Annotated in this window: 17 protein-coding genes; 6 read left to right on the forward strand and 11 right to left on the reverse strand. The window is 53.7% G+C overall.

What is annotated here, in order from left to right; all coding sequences use genetic code 11:
* Positions 1-14: 14 nt before the first annotated feature.
* Both proC and QWY20_RS00320 read right to left on the reverse strand, forming a co-directional pair.
* Positions 15-830 carry a pyrroline-5-carboxylate reductase gene (proC, locus tag QWY20_RS00315; protein WP_330127048.1) on the reverse strand — a complete coding sequence of 272 codons (816 nt, stop codon included), beginning with the start codon at positions 828-830 and terminating at the stop codon, positions 15-17.
* Positions 823-1,521: a YggS family pyridoxal phosphate-dependent enzyme gene (locus tag QWY20_RS00320; protein WP_330127049.1), complete on the reverse strand. Its 699-nt coding sequence runs from the start codon at positions 1,519-1,521 to the stop codon at positions 823-825. Before QWY20_RS00320 ends, proC begins: the two co-directional genes overlap by 8 nt.
* 29 nt (positions 1,522-1,550) lie before the next feature.
* Between QWY20_RS00320 and QWY20_RS00325 the strand changes: the two genes are divergently transcribed.
* From QWY20_RS00325 to QWY20_RS00345, 5 genes are all read left to right on the forward strand, one after another.
* Positions 1,551-2,603, forward strand: a complete 1,053-nt coding sequence (locus QWY20_RS00325; RefSeq protein WP_330127050.1) for a type IV pilus twitching motility protein PilT — start codon at positions 1,551-1,553, stop codon at positions 2,601-2,603.
* A gap of 9 nt (positions 2,604-2,612) precedes the next feature.
* A complete protein-coding gene (locus QWY20_RS00330) occupies positions 2,613-3,737 on the forward strand; it encodes a PilT/PilU family type 4a pilus ATPase (protein WP_330127051.1) in 1,125 nt (374 codons plus the stop codon).
* A gap of 27 nt (positions 3,738-3,764) precedes the next feature.
* Positions 3,765-4,208 (forward strand): CBS domain-containing protein, encoded by a 444-nt coding sequence (locus QWY20_RS00335; protein ID WP_330127052.1) that lies wholly within the window; start codon positions 3,765-3,767, stop codon positions 4,206-4,208.
* 85 nt (positions 4,209-4,293) lie between these two features.
* Complete coding sequence (locus tag QWY20_RS00340) at positions 4,294-5,160, forward strand: DMT family transporter (protein WP_330127053.1); 867 nt, start codon at positions 4,294-4,296, stop codon at positions 5,158-5,160.
* Between the two features lie 67 nt (positions 5,161-5,227).
* Positions 5,228-5,653 carry a CBS domain-containing protein gene (locus tag QWY20_RS00345; RefSeq protein WP_330127054.1) on the forward strand — a complete coding sequence of 142 codons (426 nt, stop codon included), beginning with the start codon at positions 5,228-5,230 and terminating at the stop codon, positions 5,651-5,653.
* 19 nt (positions 5,654-5,672) lie between these two features.
* Here QWY20_RS00345 and QWY20_RS00350 read toward each other — a convergent pair whose 3' ends face one another.
* From QWY20_RS00350 to hisG, 9 genes are all read right to left on the reverse strand, one after another.
* Entirely contained in the window at positions 5,673-7,376 is a 1,704-nt protein-coding gene (locus QWY20_RS00350) for a PocR ligand-binding domain-containing protein (RefSeq protein ID WP_330127055.1), read from the reverse strand.
* Between the two features lie 118 nt (positions 7,377-7,494).
* On the reverse strand, positions 7,495-8,109 hold the full coding sequence (hisIE, locus tag QWY20_RS00355) for a bifunctional phosphoribosyl-AMP cyclohydrolase/phosphoribosyl-ATP diphosphatase HisIE (RefSeq protein WP_330127056.1): 615 nt from the start codon (positions 8,107-8,109) through the stop codon (positions 7,495-7,497).
* A gap of 318 nt (positions 8,110-8,427) precedes the next feature.
* Positions 8,428-9,201, reverse strand: a complete 774-nt coding sequence (hisF, locus tag QWY20_RS00360) for an imidazole glycerol phosphate synthase subunit HisF (protein WP_330088076.1) — start codon at positions 9,199-9,201, stop codon at positions 8,428-8,430.
* Entirely contained in the window at positions 9,183-9,920 is a 738-nt protein-coding gene (hisA, locus tag QWY20_RS00365) for a 1-(5-phosphoribosyl)-5-[(5-phosphoribosylamino)methylideneamino]imidazole-4-carboxamide isomerase (RefSeq protein ID WP_330127057.1), read from the reverse strand. The genes hisF and hisA overlap by 19 nt, the downstream gene beginning before the upstream one ends.
* Positions 9,917-10,513 (reverse strand): imidazole glycerol phosphate synthase subunit HisH, encoded by a 597-nt coding sequence (gene hisH / locus QWY20_RS00370; RefSeq protein WP_330127058.1) that lies wholly within the window; start codon positions 10,511-10,513, stop codon positions 9,917-9,919. Before hisH ends, hisA begins: the two co-directional genes overlap by 4 nt.
* Entirely contained in the window at positions 10,513-11,583 is a 1,071-nt protein-coding gene (gene hisB, locus QWY20_RS00375; protein WP_330127059.1) for a bifunctional histidinol-phosphatase/imidazoleglycerol-phosphate dehydratase HisB, read from the reverse strand. Before hisB ends, hisH begins: the two co-directional genes overlap by 1 nt.
* The gene (gene hisC, locus QWY20_RS00380) at positions 11,580-12,680 is read right to left on the reverse strand and encodes a histidinol-phosphate transaminase (RefSeq protein ID WP_330127060.1); all 1,101 of its coding nucleotides are present in this window, start codon (positions 12,678-12,680) and stop codon (positions 11,580-11,582) included. The genes hisB and hisC overlap by 4 nt, the downstream gene beginning before the upstream one ends.
* A complete protein-coding gene (gene hisD, locus QWY20_RS00385; protein ID WP_330127061.1) occupies positions 12,670-14,049 on the reverse strand; it encodes a histidinol dehydrogenase in 1,380 nt (459 codons plus the stop codon). Before hisD ends, hisC begins: the two co-directional genes overlap by 11 nt.
* Before the next feature lie 3 nt (positions 14,050-14,052).
* A complete protein-coding gene (hisG, locus tag QWY20_RS00390) occupies positions 14,053-14,961 on the reverse strand; it encodes an ATP phosphoribosyltransferase (protein WP_305945696.1) in 909 nt (302 codons plus the stop codon).
* Positions 14,962-15,419: 458 nt separating this feature from the next.
* Between hisG and QWY20_RS00395 the strand changes: the two genes are divergently transcribed.
* Positions 15,420-17,726 (forward strand): DPP IV N-terminal domain-containing protein, encoded by a 2,307-nt coding sequence (locus tag QWY20_RS00395; RefSeq protein WP_330127062.1) that lies wholly within the window; start codon positions 15,420-15,422, stop codon positions 17,724-17,726.
* Positions 17,727-17,770 lie beyond the last annotated feature (44 nt).

Below are 17,770 nucleotides of genomic sequence, written 5' to 3' on the forward strand. Positions count from 1 at the left end.
TTTTATGGTATTCGTTACAGTGTTTGCGCCATCTCACGAGCTCGCCGAATAGCGGCCTGCATGGCTTGACTGACCATTGGCTCCAGACCGGCATTGGCAAAGCTGGTAACCGCCTCATGGGTGGTGCCGCCTTTGGAAGTTACCTGAGCACGTAACTCGGCAAAGCTGTGCTCGCTCTCAAGCGCCATTGTTGCGGCCCCAAGCGCTGTTTGTGCCACCATTTTTTTTGCTTGCTCAGGAGCAAAACCCAAAGCTTCGGCTTCTTGTTGCATCGCTTGCATAAAATAGAAAAAATAAGCCGGCGAGCTGCCGGTGACTGCAATGACATGATCAATCTCAGCTTCGTTATCCAGCCAAACCGTCATGCCGGTGCCTTTGAACATGGCATCGACAAAAGCTTTTTCGTAATTGGAACAGCGGCTTGGGAAAAGACCGGTCACACCAAGGCCGACCAGGGATGGCGTATTGGGCATGCTTCGCACCAGACGTACTTCGCCCAGCCAGCTTTCATAGCGACTAACCGGCAAGCCGGCAGCCACGGTGACAAAGAGTTTTTCTTGAATTTCTGGTACCTGCTCAATCAATTGCTTGCAGACATCACCCATCATTTGCGGTTTTACCGCCAGCACAATGACATCGGCTTTTCGCACTGCGGTCAGATTATCCAGCGTGGTCTGAATACCATAATCAGCGGCTAAAGCCAGTAATTTCGGCTCGGTGCGATTGCTGGCGATAATATTGCTGGCTGGATAGCCTGATTTGACCATGGCTGCAATGACGCAGCGTGCCATATTGCCGGCACCAATAAAGGCCACCATGTTGTCATTCATGTCTTTCATAATTCCTTACGCCAAAAATTGCGGTGCCTAATCGTATCATAGTTGCGCCATATTTTAGAGCCAATGGCCAGTCGTCACTCATTCCCATTGACAGTTCACTCGCCAGAGGAAAGTGAGATCTAAGCATCTTACTTAATTGCTGCATGCGGGCAAAAGCTGGCTCTACCGGCTCTTGTTCATCCGGGGCAGGGATGGCCATCAGACCTTTGAGTTCAAGACCGGGCAGGGCAGTTACTTCTGTTGCCAGTGCTAACACCTGGTCCGGATTGATGCCTGCTTTGCTGGTTTCACCACTGATATTGACTTGCAGCATCACCTTCAAAGGTGGTAGCTGCTCAGGTCGCTGAGAAGATAGCCGACTGGCAATTTTAAGCCGGTCCAGGCTGTGGCACCAGGATGCATGTTCTGCCACCAGCCGGGTTTTATTCGATTGCAAAGGACCAATAAAATGCCAACAAATCTCCTTCAGCTGTGATAGCGCAACAGCCTTGTCTGCCAGCTCTTGTGGGTAATTTTCACCAAAATGGCGTTGTCCGGCCTGATAAGCGGACAAAATGTCGGTATCAGGTTTGGTTTTACTCACAGCAATTAATTGCACATCTGCCGGGTTTGAACCAAGCTTAGTGCATTGCTGTGCAATTTGTTGGTAGGCGCTTTCCAAGCGTTCTGCTATGGTATTCATACATTCAATCGTACTAAGTGAGAATTGTCATGGATATTACTGAGTTACTGGCATTTAGTGTGCAACACAAAGCATCGGATTTACACCTGTCTGCCGGGGTGCCACCACTGATCCGAGTGGATGGCGATGTCCGAAAACTCAATATTCCTGCCTTAAATCATAAAGAAGTTCATGCCCTTGTGTATGAAATTATGACCGATAAGCAACGAAAAGAATACGAAGAAAACCTGGAAACGGACTTTTCTTTTGAAGTGCCAAATCTGGCCCGCTTCCGGGTCAATGCTTTTGTGCAAAACCGTGGTGCTGCGGCCGTATTCCGTACCATCCCAAGCGATGTGCTGACGCTGGATGATTTGGCTGCGCCGGATATTTTTAAAACGATTTCGGAGAACCCGCGCGGCCTGGTGCTGGTAACCGGACCTACTGGCTCGGGTAAAAGTACTACGCTTGCGGCCATGATCGATTACATTAATACCACCCGGCATGATCACATTCTAACTATTGAGGATCCGATAGAATTTGTGCACCAGAACAAGCTGTCGCTGATTAACCAGCGGGAAGTTCATCGCGATACCCATAGTTTTAGCAATGCCCTGCGCTCGGCGCTGCGGGAAGATCCCGACGTCATCCTGGTCGGTGAGCTTCGGGATCTGGAAACCATCCGCCTGGCAATGACCGCGGCAGAAACTGGTCACCTGGTATTTGGCACCTTGCACACCACCTCAGCACCGAAAACCATCGATCGTATTATCGATGTGTTTCCGGGTGAGGAAAAAGACATGGTGCGTTCGATGCTCTCAGAATCGTTGCGGGCCGTTATTTCACAGACGCTGTTAAAGAAAATAGGCGGCGGCCGGGTAGCAGCCCATGAAATTATGATAGGGGTACCCGCCATTCGTAACCTGATCCGGGAAGATAAAATTGCCCAAATGTATTCGGTGATCCAGACTGGTGCCTCGCATGGCATGCAGACCATGGATCAGTGTCTGGTCAATTTGGTGAATCGTGGCATAGTGTCGCAAAAAGACGCTCAGGGCAAAGCGCAGGACAAAAACACCTTCAGTACCATGGGGCGGATGTAAGGGGGCCATATGCAACTGACCGAATTTTTGCAAGTCATGGTGGATAAAGGCGCCTCGGATATGTTTGTCACCGCAGGCATGCCGGTGGCCGCCAAAGTCAATGGTGAACTGGTGCCCATTGCGGAGCAACCGCTGACTGAAGACGACTCGTTTCAGTTAGTTGTTTCTGCGATGAATGAAAAACAGAAACAGGAGTTTGTCACCAGTAAAGAGTGTAACTTTGCCATCGCCAATCAAGCGGGACGCTTCCGGGTATCGGCTTTCTGGCAGCGGGATCAGGCTGGCATGGTGGTGCGGCGTATTGTGACCGATATTCCCAATGCCGATGATCTGGGTCTGCCACCGATTTTAAAAGAAATCATCATGTCCAAACGCGGGCTGGTGCTTTTTGTTGGTGGTACCGGTACTGGTAAGTCGACTTCTCTGGCGGCCTTGCTTGGCTACCGCAACCGCAATGCCAAAGGTCATATTCTGACCATAGAAGATCCGATTGAGTTTGTGCACGAGCACCATAAGAGTTTGATCACTCAGCGTGAAGTGGGGATTGATACCGAGTCGTTTTCTGCGGCACTAAAAAGCTCGCTGCGCCAGGCGCCGGATGTGATCCTGATCGGTGAGGTGCGGGATATGCAGACCATGGAGTATGCACTGTCGTTTGCTGAAACCGGCCACTTGTGTGTGGCTACGTTGCACGCCAACAATGCCAACCAGGCCATTGATCGCATCATGCATTTGGTACCCAAAGAAATGCACCAGAAGTTGTTGTTTGATTTATCGCTAAATTTGCGCGCCATTGTGGCGCAGCAGCTGGTGCCCACAGCGGATGGAACCGGCCGGGTGGCCGCGATTGAAGTCTTGCTGAACTCGCCACTGGTGGCGGACTTAATTTCCCGTGGCCAGGTCGGGGAAATCAAAGCGCTGATGGCCAAATCGCGCGAGTTGGGCATGCAAACCTTTGATCAGGCGCTGTATGACTTGTATGAGCGTGGCCAAATCAGCTACGCCGATGCACTGCATCATGCTGACTCACCGAATGATCTGCGTTTGATGATTAAACTGCGTAGCAATGATACCCGTGGCTCTGGTTTGTTATCCGGAGTGACGATCGAAGGCTTTGAGAAACCGGATGCTTAAACATCCGGTTGTAAGCTTAGGAGGCGTATGAGCCGGATTGGTGCGATTATGAGCCGCAAGGTATTAACCACCAGTGAGGATGCCAGTTTATCCTCGCTGCGTGAGGTGTTCTCGGCCGCCAAGTTTCAGCACCTGCCGGTGGTGGATAGTTCGGGCCGGTTGCAGGGCATTATTTCGGTCAAAGATTATTTCCGCGCCCTAAGTCCTGTGATGGACTCGGCTTTTGAAACCAGTGTTGAGAATTACATCCGCAGCCGTAAAGTGCGCCATGTCATGACGTCGCCGGTATTCACAGTCAGCGATAAAACCAGCATCAAAGAGGCTGCCAATCTGCTATTGCAGTACAACATTGGCTGCTTGCCGGTAGTCGATGCCGAGCAGCGTTTGCTTGGTATAGTGTCCTGGAAGGATGTGCTTCGTTTTGCCTTACAGCCAAAGGCTGCAGGGCAACAGCCAGACCGCGTTAAATAAGGAAAGATCCCGGCACCACGCTGACTTTTCATTTGTTTCCGATATACTGACGACGTCATCGTTCATTTTCTGAGACTCCCGCTTTATGCCTGACACCCATTTGAAGTCGCTGATACTGGCCGTCTTTAGCGTTTTACTGGCTATGGTTTGTATTCAGTCCGGTGCTTCAATCGCCAAACAACTTTTTCCGGTCATCGGCCCAGAAGGGACCACGGCTCTGCGGGTTGGTTTTTCCGCCCTGATTTTATGGCTGGTGTTCAGACCCTGGCGGCACTGGCCACAAGGACGCCAATGGCGAGCACTGATTATTTATGGTGGTTGCCTTGGAGGCATGAATATCCTGTTTTACATGGCAATAGAACGGATCCCACTGGGGGTAGGCGTTGCACTGGAGTTTACCGGTCCTCTGGCGGTTGCCTTGTTATCCTCACGGCGCAAACTGGATGTGCTCTGGGTGGCCTTTGCGCTGGCTGGAGTCCTTTTGTTAATGCCGGATATGCGCGGTGCTGATGCGCTGGACCCGGTTGGAGTGATGTTGGCATTGGCCGCCGGCGGTTGCTGGGCTGGTTATATTTTGTTTGGTCAAAAAGCAGGTAATCTGGCGCCGGGTGGTGCCACTGTGGCGCTGGGCATGACCATAGCGGCACTTTATCTTTTCCCCATTGGGGTGGTTAGTGCCGGTGCCGATTTATTTCAATGGCAGATCCTGCCATTAGCCTTGATGGTGGCGGTGATGTCCAGTGCTTTGCCATATTCCCTGGAAATGGTGGCATTGAAACGCTTGCCCTCGAAGAACTTTAGTGTATTGATGAGCGTAGAACCGGCTGTGGCTGCCATGGCAGGCTTGTTGTTGCTGGCAGAGTTTCTCAGTATTTGGCAATGGCTGGCCATTGCGATGGTGATTACTGCATCGCTTGGCAGCAGTTTGACCAAAGCAAAGTCAAAAGTTTGATCTGTATCGGGAATTATTGGCCATAATTGGCTATGCTTGCTTAACATTTGGACCTGGAGGCATCCCCATGACAGCAAAAAGTGTGGCCGAATTAATGACCTCAAACCCGCTCTTTGTTCGGCGCGAACAGACACTAAAAGATGCGCATGATTTGATGCGGACAAAAAATATCCGCCACATACCGGTATTGGATGAACAAGATAAGCTGGTTGGCGTGTTGACGCAGAAAAAAATGATTGCGACTGTGATGGGTTTGCTCGCCAAGTACGGCACCAGTGCGCTGGAGCGCAAAGAAAAGCAGCAAATTATTGGTGAGCTGATGGATACCGATTTTGCAACCGTAAAACCACAGCAATCACTTGCGGAGGTCATCAGTTATTTTTTAAAAAATAAGCATGGTTGTTTGCCAGTAGTGGATGATAACGATCAATTGCTGGGGATCTTGACCTCATCGGATTTTGTTCGTCTGGCGGGACAATTGCTGGAGGCCTGAACCGCTTTCGTTACAGGAGTTAATGCTCAGGCTTCTGATTGAACCAACTGGTCTGACGCTGCTCTTTCTTGGCTGCATACATTGCTGAGTCGGCCTGGCGCAGCAGCTCATCACTGCTGGTTTCGCCTTTAAAAAGAACCAGACCAATACTGCTGCTGCATTGATGCATTCTGGCTTTAGGCAGTGGGTAGGGGTGCTGCAGTCGCTGTTGAATTTTGTTGGCCAGAAGTTCCAGTTGGGTCCGGGCTTTAGATTCGTCTGCATCAATTTCCCGAATCAATACCACAAACTCATCCCCGCCAAAACGTGCCACAGTGTCGGCACTGCGTATGCTTTGTTGCAATCGACTGGCGACCTCCACCAGCAAGGAGTCACCGACCTTATGACCAAAGAGATCATTGACTGGTTTAAAGTTATCCAAATCAATAAACATCAGGCCGGCAAACTTTTGACTGCGCTGACTGGCTGCAATGGCTTGCAGTAAGTGCTCCTCCAGTAGCCTTCGATTGGCAAGGCCAGTCAGGCTGTCGTAAAATGCCAGTCGCCGTATTTGCTGACTGTTCAAACTACGGCTGATAGCAAGCTCAGCTAGTTTGCTGTAGGTTTTAATTTTATCGAGCAACTCTTCCGATGGCTCTGCAGGCTCCCGATGATAAATTGCAAAGGTACCCAATACTTTTCCTTCAGCATTTTTCACCGGCTCGGACCAACAAGCCTTTACTCCAGCGAGCTGTGCCAATGCCAGAAAAGGTTGCCAGTAGGGATGGCTTTGAATATCGCTGACAATGACTGTGTCACCGCTAAAAGCTGCGGTCCCGCAAGAACCTACCCCCAATCCTAACTGCACACCATCAATGGCTTGATTGTAAGCATCGGGTAAGGAGGGTGCTGCGCCATGACGTAGAGTTTGACCATCTGCGTCCAGCAATAGGATGGAGCAGATGGTACCTGGGTGCAATTGTTCGACTTGCAACACTAAATGATGCAACACCGAAGACAGCTTCGCACCCTCGCTGATCTGGCCAAGAATTTCATTTTGCATGGTCAGCTCAAGTGTACGCTGTGCTACCAGCTTTTCCGTGTGCATCAGACTGTGCTGATAGCGACTATTCAGTAGACTAAGCTGGCTAATTTGCAGGGCCAGAGTGGAGAGCATATTGAGCATGGCAGGTAGCTTGGCTTCATCGACAATCGGCACTTCCCGAATCGCCGAAAGGTAGTCCTGCTTGTTAAAGCCAGCTTGCTCAGCTTGCTGGGTAAAAAAGTCCAGATCGGGTTCTGAGGTGAAAAACTGGCCAATAAAAAGATTGGCAATATGCAGCCCTTCCAACAGGATGGGCGTGGCACAGTCAATCAGACCATTCCGGCAACGATAGGTTGAGTAGTTCTTGCCTTGTTCAAGCTGCAGGGCCAAGTCTTTATCACTTTCCAGGCAGCGACTTAAGGTAGAAGGGGCTTGGCGATGAAACTGCATGCAGGCGCGTTGCCAGCGTGACGAGGCAAGTACTTTGCCCTGTAAATCCAGTAAAGCAATGGGGATCCCCATCACTTCCAGAAAATTCTCGAACAAGGTATTTAATTGCGAAAAGTCTGCTGCGGCCACCAGTTCAGGAGTAGCCGATTGATCTGGCGCAGGCAATGCCTTATTCCAATCGCTGGAGAGTGGGTCCAGCATCTGAATGAGATTTGCCTCACGATGCAGGTGTGGCTGTTTTTTAGTCATATCTAATCTATTTTAGCTCAGACAAACTATCTGAGCCACAGCATTCAGCAACCATTTCAGAGCTGAGAGCCTACAGCTGTATCACTTGCTTGCCACTGTATCGCTTATACTTGCAGCTCTATTTGTGCCGCTTTTGCAGTACCTTCAGCACATCATTCAGCTCCAGTTGTTGACTCTGCAACAATACCAGCAGATGAAACACTAAGTCGGCCGCTTCATTGGCCAGCTCTTCTTTATCGCCAGCCATGGCCGCCAGCGCGGATTCGACGCCTTCTTCACCGACCTTCTGAGCAATGCGTTTTACCCCTTTGGCAAAGAGGCTGGCGGTGTAGCTGCTGGCTGGGTCGGCCTCTTTGCGGCTTTGAATCACCTGCTCTAAATCGTACAAAAAGCTCAGCGCCGGGCTGTTGCTTTGGTTGTCGTGCCAGCAGGTTTCGGTGCCAACATGGCAGGTCGGGCCCTTGGGCATCGCCAGCACCAGGATGCTGTCAGCATCGCAGTCGTTGCTAATGGCAACCAAGTCCAGGGTGTGGCCTGAGCTTTCGCCCTTGGTCCAGAGCCGTTGTTTGCTGCGGCTAAAGAAAGTAACTTTTTCGCTACTCAGGGTGTGGCTGAGCGCTTGCTGATTCATATAGCCCTGCATCAGCACTTTGCCGGAGATGGCGTGCTGAACAATGGCTGGCAGCAGGCCGGTGTCGGGCCATTTGAGTTGGCTGATGGTGTCTTTATTCATGGTCGTTTCTCAAGTTTGTTTCATTTAGTTTATGGTTTCATTGGTTACACACCAAACTTTGCAAGCAACAGGAGCGGGCTGCTAAGCGGAGCTTCTTTGGCATGGATGCCAAAGCAGAGCCTACAGGGATGTATTTACGGCGTCTCCGTGTGCAGTCTGCTCTTGTTGCCAACACCGATGCATTCTAACCGGGCTGACCAATGGTGATTTTTTCGGGAAACGCTGTAAACCCATCCCTGGGCGCTCTTGAGACGCCGTCCGGGCGTCTCAGGTTCCCGGAAAAACACCATCCGGTCATCCCTGGTATTGCTGTATACCCTAGGGCCGAATCGATACCCCAGCGGCAATCAGCTGCGCCTTTAAATCGGCAATCTCAATCACCGCTTTGTGAAACACACTGGCTGCCAGAGCACCATCGACATCGGCTTGCTGGAACACTTCGGCAAAGTGCTCAATTGCCCCGGCGCCACCACTGGCAATCAAAGGCACCTGGCATAAAGCGCGAATGGCCGAGAGCTGGGCAATATCATAGCCTTTCCGTACCCCATCCTGATTCATGCAGTTCAGCACAATTTCACCGGCACCCAGTTGCTGCACCTCTTGCACCCAGTCGCGGGTCAGCCAGCGGGTCTTTTGGGTACGGCTTTCGTCACCGGTAAATTGGTACACCTGATACTGACCACTGGCGACATCAAAGAAGCTGTCGATGCCCACCACCACGCACTGCTGACCAAAGGTGTCGTGCAGCTCGCGCACCAGCTCTGGCCGCAGCAGGGCAGGGCTATTGACCGAAATCTTATCGGCACCCATTTCCAGAATACGGCCGGCATCCTCAACACTTTTGATGCCACCAGCAACGCAAAACGGAATATCAATCACTTCAGCGATGCGTTGCACCCAGCTTTTATCGACCACCCGGCCATCACTCGAAGCGGTGATGTCGTAAAACACCAGTTCATCGGCACCGGCTTTGGCGTAGCGCTCGGCCAGCGGCACGATATCGCCGACAATTTCGTGGTTGCGAAATTGCACCCCTTTGACGACTTTACCATCCCGCACATCCAGACAGGGTATTATCCGTTTTGCCAGCATGCTATGGCCTCCTCCAGGGTAAACTTGCCTTCCAGTAAGGAGCGGCCCAGGATCACACCGGCCACGCCGGAGCCACGCAGGGCCCGGATATCATCCAGGCAGCCAATGCCGCCGGACGCCTGCCAGGCAATCTGTGGGTAAGCCTTGGTCAGCTCCTGATACAAAGCGACATTGGAGCCGCTTAAGGTGCCATCTTTGCTGATATCGGTGCAAAGCACATGTTTGGCGCCGGCGGCAATAAAGCCATCCAGTACCTGCTCTAAGGTCACATTGGAAGCTTCAATCCAGCCATGGCTGGGCAGGGTTTTCTCGCCTTCAGCGTTAATGGCCACATCCAAGGCCAGCACAATGCGTTCACCGCCATAGGTTCTGAGCCAGCTTTGCACCAGTTCGGGCTGGCGAATGGCCAGGCTGCCAATCACTACCCGGCTGGCGCCAGCTGCTAAAAGCTCCTGCACATCCTGCTCCGAGCGCACACCACCGCCGACCTGGATCTTAAGTGGGGCCTTGGTCATCAGCTCGGTCAGCAAGGTCAGCTGGCGCTTGCTGGCATCTTTGGCGCCGGATAAATCCACCACATGCAAAATGGGTGAGCCGGCAGCAGCGTATTGATCGCGCAGCGCCAGCGGGCTGAAACTGTACTCGGTGGTTTGGTCGTACGAGCCCTGATAGAGCCGGACTATTTGGCCGTCGATTAAATCAATGGCAGGAATAATCATGGTTGCCACTCCAGAAAGTTTTGCAGTAAACGGGCGCCGGTTTTGCCGGAGCGCTCCGGGTGAAACTGGGCACCGGCCACATTGCCTTTGCCAATCACTGCTGAAAAATCGTTGCCGTAATCGCACAGCGCTAGGCTATAACGGTTGGGAGCCACCCCAAAGCTGTGCACAAAATAGACGTAATCCTGGGGATCAAAACCAGCCATCAGTGGGTGCTCGCTGATGCTGTGTAAGGTGTTCCAGCCCATATGCGGCAGGCGCAGGCCATTGGCCTGCAGCGGCAGCACTTCACCCGGGATCAAATTCAGGCAGGGCACATCGCCCTCCATGCTGTGGGCGGTCAGCAGCTGCATGCCAAGGCAAATTCCCAGCAGCGGTTGCTGTACTGCTTGCAGGCACTCAATCAGTTCACGCTGCTGCAGATTCTGCATGGCCTGACGGGCACTGCCAACACCCGGCAGCACAATGCGGCTGGCGGCTTTGATGGCGCGTGGATCTTTGCTGATGGTGGCGTCTGCTCCCAGGCGCCTGAAAGCAAAATACACCGAGCTGATGTTGGCGCAGCCGGTATCCACAATAACCAAACCGCTCATTACAGCACCCCTTTGGAGCTTGGCAGGGCCTCGCCACTGACGGCAATGGCCTGACGCAGGGCCCGGCCAAAGGCTTTAAACAAGCCTTCCACCTGATGGTGTTTGTTGCCCTCGGTGATGCTCAAATGCAGCGTCATCAGCATGGCATCGCTGAGGGAGCGGAAAAAGTGCGGCACCATTTCCAGGTTCAGGCCACCGACCAGGCCATCGCCCAGCTCGGCGTTGAATTTAAACAAAGGGCGACCGGATAAATCCATCACACATTCGGCGCGGCACTCGTCCATCGGCAGCACAAAGCCAAAACGGTTGATGCCACGCTTATTGCCAAGGGCTTTTTTCAGTGCCTGACCCAGTGCCAGCGCCGTATCTTCCACGCTGTGGTGATCGTCGATGTGCAGATCGCCTTTTACCGTGACCTGCAACGAGAAGTTGCCGTGGGTGGCAATTTGCTCCAGCATGTGATCGAAAAAGCCAATGCCGGTATCAAACTTATTGTTGCCGGGCTGATCCAGGTCCACCGCCACCCGGATATCGGTTTCGCGGGTGGTACGAACCACTTCGGCGCTTCGGCCCCGGCTTAAAATACGCCGGGTGATTTCGGCCCAACCCAGGCTGTCACGCTGGTATTGGAATGACGGCAGCCCCATGTTTTCTGCCAGCTGCACATCGGTCTGACGATCGCCAATCACATAGGAGTTGGTAAAATCGATTTTGCCTTGCTGCAGATAGTCTTTGACTAAACCCAATTTGGGTTTGCGACAACTGCAGTTGTCTTGCTCAAAGTGCGGGCAAATCAACACATCGTCAAACTGAATGCCCTGCGAGGTCAGCAGCTGCATCATCTTGTCGTGCGGCGCATCAAAGGTCGGGCGCGGGAAGCTGTCGGTCCCCAGGCCGTCCTGATTGGTCACCATCACCAGCCGGTAACCGGCGGCCTGCAATTTCAGCAAGGCCGGCACCAGGCCGGGTTCGTACACCAGCTTTTCCAGGCTGTCTAACTGTTTATCGATGGCGGGCTCTTCCACCATGGTGCCGTCACGGTCAATAAAAAGGATCGGTTGGCCACTCATGCCGTTGCTTCCTGTGAATTGGGGGTGCGCGCACCCGTGTTGCTAAAATAGTCCTGCATCGCTTGTTGCAGCGCTTGCATCTCATCCGGGCTGCCAATCGACACCCGCACCACTTCCGACAAGCCAAGCTGTGCCGATTGGTTGCGGATCAAAATTCCCTGCTGTTGCAGTGCGCTGACGCAAGCAGCGGCATCCGGGACCTGCAGCAGCACAAAGTTAGCCTGGCTTGGCCAGACCCGAGATACACCTGGCAGTGTGCTGGCAAAGGCACTGAATTCAGTGCGCAACTGATTGATGATGGCGACGCTTTGCTGCATGCGGGCAATGCCCTGCTCTAACAAAGCCTGCACCGCAATTTGCGCCACCGGCTCGGCAATGGGGTAGGGCGCGATCATTTGCTTTAAGGCGTTGATCACCTCGGGCGCAGCCAGGGTAAAGCCACATCGCAGGCCGGCCAGCGCAAAGGCTTTGGATAGGGTGCGCAGGATCACCAGGTTCGGGTACTGCGCCAGTAAATCGACCACTGACGCTTGCATGGCAAATTCGATGTAGGCTTCATCCACCACCACCAAAGCGCTGCTGGCAAAGTGCTCCAGCACGCTGACAATTTGCTGGCGGCTAATCAGGTCGCCGGTCGGGTTATTCGGGCTGCAAATAAACACCAGCTTGGCTGCGACCTGTGTCAGGGCTTCGACATCCAGGCTGGCATCCGGTTGCAGCGGCACGATCACGGAGGCGACCTGATTGCTCTCGGCGCTGATGGCGTACATGCCATAGGTCGGTGGGCAGATGGCAATGCGATCTTTGCCCGGCTCACAAAAACTGCGGATCAGCAGCTCAATGCCTTCATCGGCGCCGCGACTGACCAACACCTGCTCAGGGCGAACACCGGCGTAGCGGGCATAGCCTTCAATCAGCGCAGCCGGTTGGCAGGATGGGTAGCGGTTAAACTGCCCGCTGAGCTGGTACTCGCTCGCCAGTGCATTCTCATTGGCATTGAGCCAGATGGCGCCACCGCTCATGCTGCGTCTGGCCGAGGCGTAGGGCACAATGGCCTGCACGGAGGCGCGTGCCAGTTTCGAAATATTAACGCTCATTCAAAGACTCCCCTTGTGCTAAGCCCTGCTGCAAGCTAGGCTCTGGCAAATCGAGCTGTTGTAAACCCAGTTGTTGCAAACGAAGAGAGACCGCCAGCGCATGAGCGGCCAGTTGCTCGGCTTCAGCCAGGGTCACAATCGCCGGGCCTATTGCTTTCATGCCCGCTGCCGTCAGCTTTTGCACGGTAAAGCGGCGGTAAAAGTCGGTCAGCGACAAACTGGAAGCGGTTCGGCTGTAACCATAGGTTGGCAGCACATGGTTGGTGCCACTGGCGTAGTCCCCGGCAGACTCCGGTGTCCAGGGACCGACAAAGATGCTGGCAGCGCTGGTAAATTGCGGCACCAGGGCATCGTCGTCGTACGTTTGCACAATTAAATGCTCCGGCGCATAGGCATTGGTGACGGCTACCGCTGTCGCTAAGTCGGCGGTGCAAATCGCCCGGCTGTGGCTGAGCGCCTGGCGGGCAATATCGGCCCGCGGTAGGATTTTTAGCTGCTGCTCCACTTGCTGCAGAACTTTGTCGATCAGCGGCTGACTGGGGCTGACCAGCAAGACCTGCGAGTCCGGCCCGTGTTCGGCCTGCGACAGCAAGTCGGCGGCAACAAAGGCCGGATTGGCGCTGTCATCGGCCAGTACCAGTACTTCGGAAGGCCCGGCCGGCATATCAATCATGGCGCCTTGTGCATCCTGACTGACTTGCTGCTTGGCTTCGGTGACATAGCGGTTGCCTGGGCCAAAGATTTTATCGACCTTGGGGATGCTTGCTGTGCCATAGGCCAGGGCGGCAATGGCCTGGGCGCCGCCAATGGTAAAGATTTGCTGAATACCACAAAGGTCAGCGGCATAGACAATTTCCGGGGCGATGTCCGAAGCCGAGGGCCGGCCCGGAGGCGTCACCAGCACGGTGCGTGGGCAGCCGGCCAGTTGGGCTGGCACACCCAGCATCAGCACGGTGGATGGCAACGGAGCACTGCCACCCGGAATGTACAAGCCTACCGAGCCAATTGGCCGCTGGCGCAATTCACAGAAGACACCAGGCGTGGTTTCCACCTGAATATCGCTGGGCTGTTGGGCGGCATGAAAACGGCGGATATTGCCATAAGCCAGCTCAATCGCGGCTTTGCGCTCGGGCTTAAGCTCTGCTATTAAGGCTGCTCGCTGTGCTTGGGACAGCAATAAGGCATTGTCGGCCAGGCCATCAAACTGGGTGCTCAGACGTTTGAGCGCCGCATCGCCATCGCGGCGTACCTCGGCAATAATGCCTGCCACCGTAGTGGTAAGCCCCGCCGAGTCCGGAAGGCTGGGCCTGGCCAGAGCGGCGGTTTGTTCGGCAGCACTTAGCTGCTGCCAGTTCAGACACTGCGTCATGCCTTACTCCATCATCTTCTCTATCGGCAGCACCAAAATGGAGCTGGCGCCTAAGGATTTTAATTGCTCCATGGTTTCCCAGAACAGGGTTTCACTGCTGACCACATGCACCGCCATCTGATCGTCGTTGCCAGCCAGTGGCAGCAGGGTGGGGTTTTCCGCACCTGGCAGCAGCGCAATGATGTCGCTCAGTTTGGCTTTGGGCGCATGCAGCATGATGTACTTGCTTTCGTTGGCCTGCATCACCGCATTGATGCGTGGCATCAGGGTGTTGATCAGCTTTAACTGGGCGGCGTCGGCCAGATCTTTACGCTGAATCAGCACCGCCTTGCTGCGGTAAATGACTTCCACTTCTTTCAAGCCGTTGGCTTCCAGGGTTGCGCCTGTTGAAACCAGATCACAGATGGCATCGGCCAGGCCGGCCCGGGGCGCTACTTCGACCGACCCTTTTAAGGTAACGATCCTAGCCTGCACTCCTTGCTGCTTCAGGTAACGATTGAGTAGCCGCGGGTAGGTGGTGGCAATGGTTTTGCCGTTCAGGCTGGCCGGGCCATCGTAGGCCGACTCTTGCTGCACGGCGATGGATAAGCGGCAGCCGCCGAAATTGAGCCGGCTTAGCACCGCATAATCACAGGGCTCGTTATCCAGCTGGCGCTGCAAGGACTCTTCTTCCAGCACGTTTTCGCCGACAATGCCCAGATCGCAGACACCATCCATCACCAGGCCAGGGATGTCGTCGTCACGAACCCGCAGGATATCAATGGCCATGTTTTCAACATGCGCAATCAAGCGCTGCTCACGTAAATTAATTTTCAGGCCGCAGCTGCCAAGCAGTGCCTGAGATTCCTGCGACAGGCGACCGGATTTTTGCATCGCAATGCGCAGGCGGTTGGAATTTTGGTTAAACGTCATGCTGGTACTCCGAAATCAATAAGAAAAAACCCCGGGCTCTCCCGGGGTTTTTGCAAGCTGCCACCGGAGGAACCAAACATCAGCCCTCCGACAAAGCCGGATGGCTTAGTAATGATGATGGTGGTGGTGAATGAGATTCATGCTCATCGCTTGCTCTTTGTTGTCTGGCTTTAATGTTATACAACTTATCGTATTGCGTGGATGCTGACAAGTTGTTTTTAAAATCCAAAGAAGGCCCTTATTCATGTTAAGCTATTGATTATACGAATTAACTGATTCCGTTTGGTTTTCTGGTCATAAAAAATTCATGCTTTATCAGCGCTAAAACCCATTAGGTGCGGTTAAATTTTGGTCATGTTGTATAGTCATTGGGATTCTCACGGCTGGCGGGGTTGATTTTGTATACAATATTCTTTATTGTCTGGTGAGCTAAAACACTTTATGAGATACCAACGAAAATGAAAGCTACTCACTTGCAAAGCACCAAGATGCTCATTCGTGTGTTAAGCACAGCTCTGTTTTGTATGGTGCTGCCTGCTCAAGCGGCACCGGATCGAGCCAGTATCGAGCAGGCACTGGACTTACGGCAGCAGTGGCTGCCATTAACCCGAGATCTAATGCAGGCGCCAGCCTGGACCGCCGATGGACAGGCATTTTACTACCAACTGAGCGTGGAAGGAGGCTTTCAGTTTTTCCGCCAGTCACTTAAACATGGGCATACTGAACTGGCGTTTGATCACCAGCAGATCGCTGCTGGCCTGGCTGCTGCCAGTGCCACTGAGGTGTCGGCGTTGCAGTTGCCTTTTGGCAGTTTTCGATACAGCAGCGATGAAAGCGCCATTCAATTTTATGCACTGGATGCCCAGTGGCGCTGTGAGTTAAGCCAGCCCGTCTGCAGCCAGCTGGATTCAAAACAGCGCCCCAAAGCCTTTGGCGTGGTGCGGGATCTGCAAGTGCCCGCCAGCACCATGCCGGTGCTCTCCCCGGATGGCCGCTATCAAGCTATCATCCACCACCACAACCTGCAGGTGCTGGATAGTGCTGGTCAGCTGCTGCTAAGCACTGACGATGGCCATGCCGATCACTTTTACGATGTCGACTCCATCAGCTGGGCACCGGACAGTTCGGCGCTGCTGCTGGTCAGGGTGCAGCCTGGTACAGCCCGCTATGTCACCCGGGTATTGGCGGCACCCGAGGATCAACTGGAGCCTAAAGTGATTCAGCAGCTGTACCCAAAGCCCGGTGATGCCGTGGATGTTGATCAGCCGGTGCTGGTAAAGCTGCAAGCAAAAACCGTAACGCCGATTGAAAATGCACTCTTTGCCAACCCCTACCGGATTGATCAGCTGGCATGGCAGCAGGATAGCAGTGCCTTTACCTTTCGCTACACCGAGCGCGGTCATCAGCGGATGCGGATTATCCGCGTCGACGCTGCAACCGAGAAAGCAACTGCTTTGGTCACGGAAGACAGCCCCACCTTTGTTAATTTATGGGCAGCCTTTCATCAGCCCTTGCAGCACGGCGAGCAGGGCGTGGTCTGGCTATCGGAACGCGATGGCTGGGCACATTTGTACCGTACGGACAGGAGTGGCAAGCAGCTACAGCAACTGACCAGTGGCAACTGGCGGGTGCGTCAGGTGCTGGCGGTTGATGAAAACGCTGGCCAGATCTGGTTTACCGCCAGTGGCTATTATCCAGAGCAGGATCCCTACTACGAGCAGCTGTTTCGGGTTGATTTGGCTGGCGGCAATCTGACAGCCCTGACAGAGCGCAATGCCCATCATGACGTCGTACTTTCTCCGGATCACAAACACTACATTGTGCGCTACTCGCGGGTGGATTTGCCCTATGTGGCAGAGCTGCGCCAAAGCAGTGATGGGGCTTTGGTCCGCACCCTGGCTCAGGCCGATATCAGCCGGTTGACCGCAGCCGGCTTTCGGCCGCCACAGCCGTTTGTTGCTAAAGGTCGGGATGGGGTCACTGATATCTGGGGCTTGATCGTCAAACCGCAAAATTTTGATCCGGAAAAAAGCTACCCGGTGATTGAAAATATCTACGCCGGCCCGCACGACAGCTTTGTGCCCAAGAGCTTCTGGCCCTTTGGCTTTCATGCCGGTGGCGATAAAGTGATTGGCATGCAGGCACTGGCCGATCTGGGTTTTATTGTGGTGCAAATCGATGGCATGGGCACCGCCAACCGCTCCAAGGCTTTCCACGATGTGGCCTGGCAAGATTTAGTGGACTCAGGCTTTCCCGATCGCATCTTATGGCATCAGGCGGCAGCAGATAGCTTTCCCTGGTACAGCATCGGGGGTGGCATTGGCATTTACGGCGCTTCGGCTGGCGGTCAGAGCACGGTCGCTGCTTTGCTGTTTCATCCGGATTTTTACCGGGTCGGTGTGGCCTATGCCGGTTGTTACGATAACCGGATGGATAAAATCAGCTGGAATGAGCAATGGTTAGGCTATCCGGTGGGTCCCCAGTATGCCGCTTCATCGGTGGTGGAGCAGGCGCATTTGCTGCAAGGGCAGCTGCTGATTATCAACGGCGAGCAGGACAGCAATGTAGATCCGGCCTCGACCATGCAATTGGTGGATGCACTGATCCGGGCCGATAAAGACTTTGATTTGCTCATCGTTCCGGGCGGCGAGCATTCTGTTGGGCGATCAACAGGCCCGATCCGTTATGTACAGCGTCGTCAGTTTGATTTCTTTATCCGGCACCTGCAAGGTTCTGCCACGCCGGATTGGAACCGGGTACAGTAATGTTGAAGCAGTCACTTCGCTAACAGGTATATCTATTTCGTAGC

This window comes from Alkalimonas cellulosilytica (assembly GCF_036325985.1).
GTDB classification, from domain to species: domain Bacteria; phylum Pseudomonadota; class Gammaproteobacteria; order Enterobacterales; family Alteromonadaceae; genus Alkalimonas; species Alkalimonas cellulosilytica.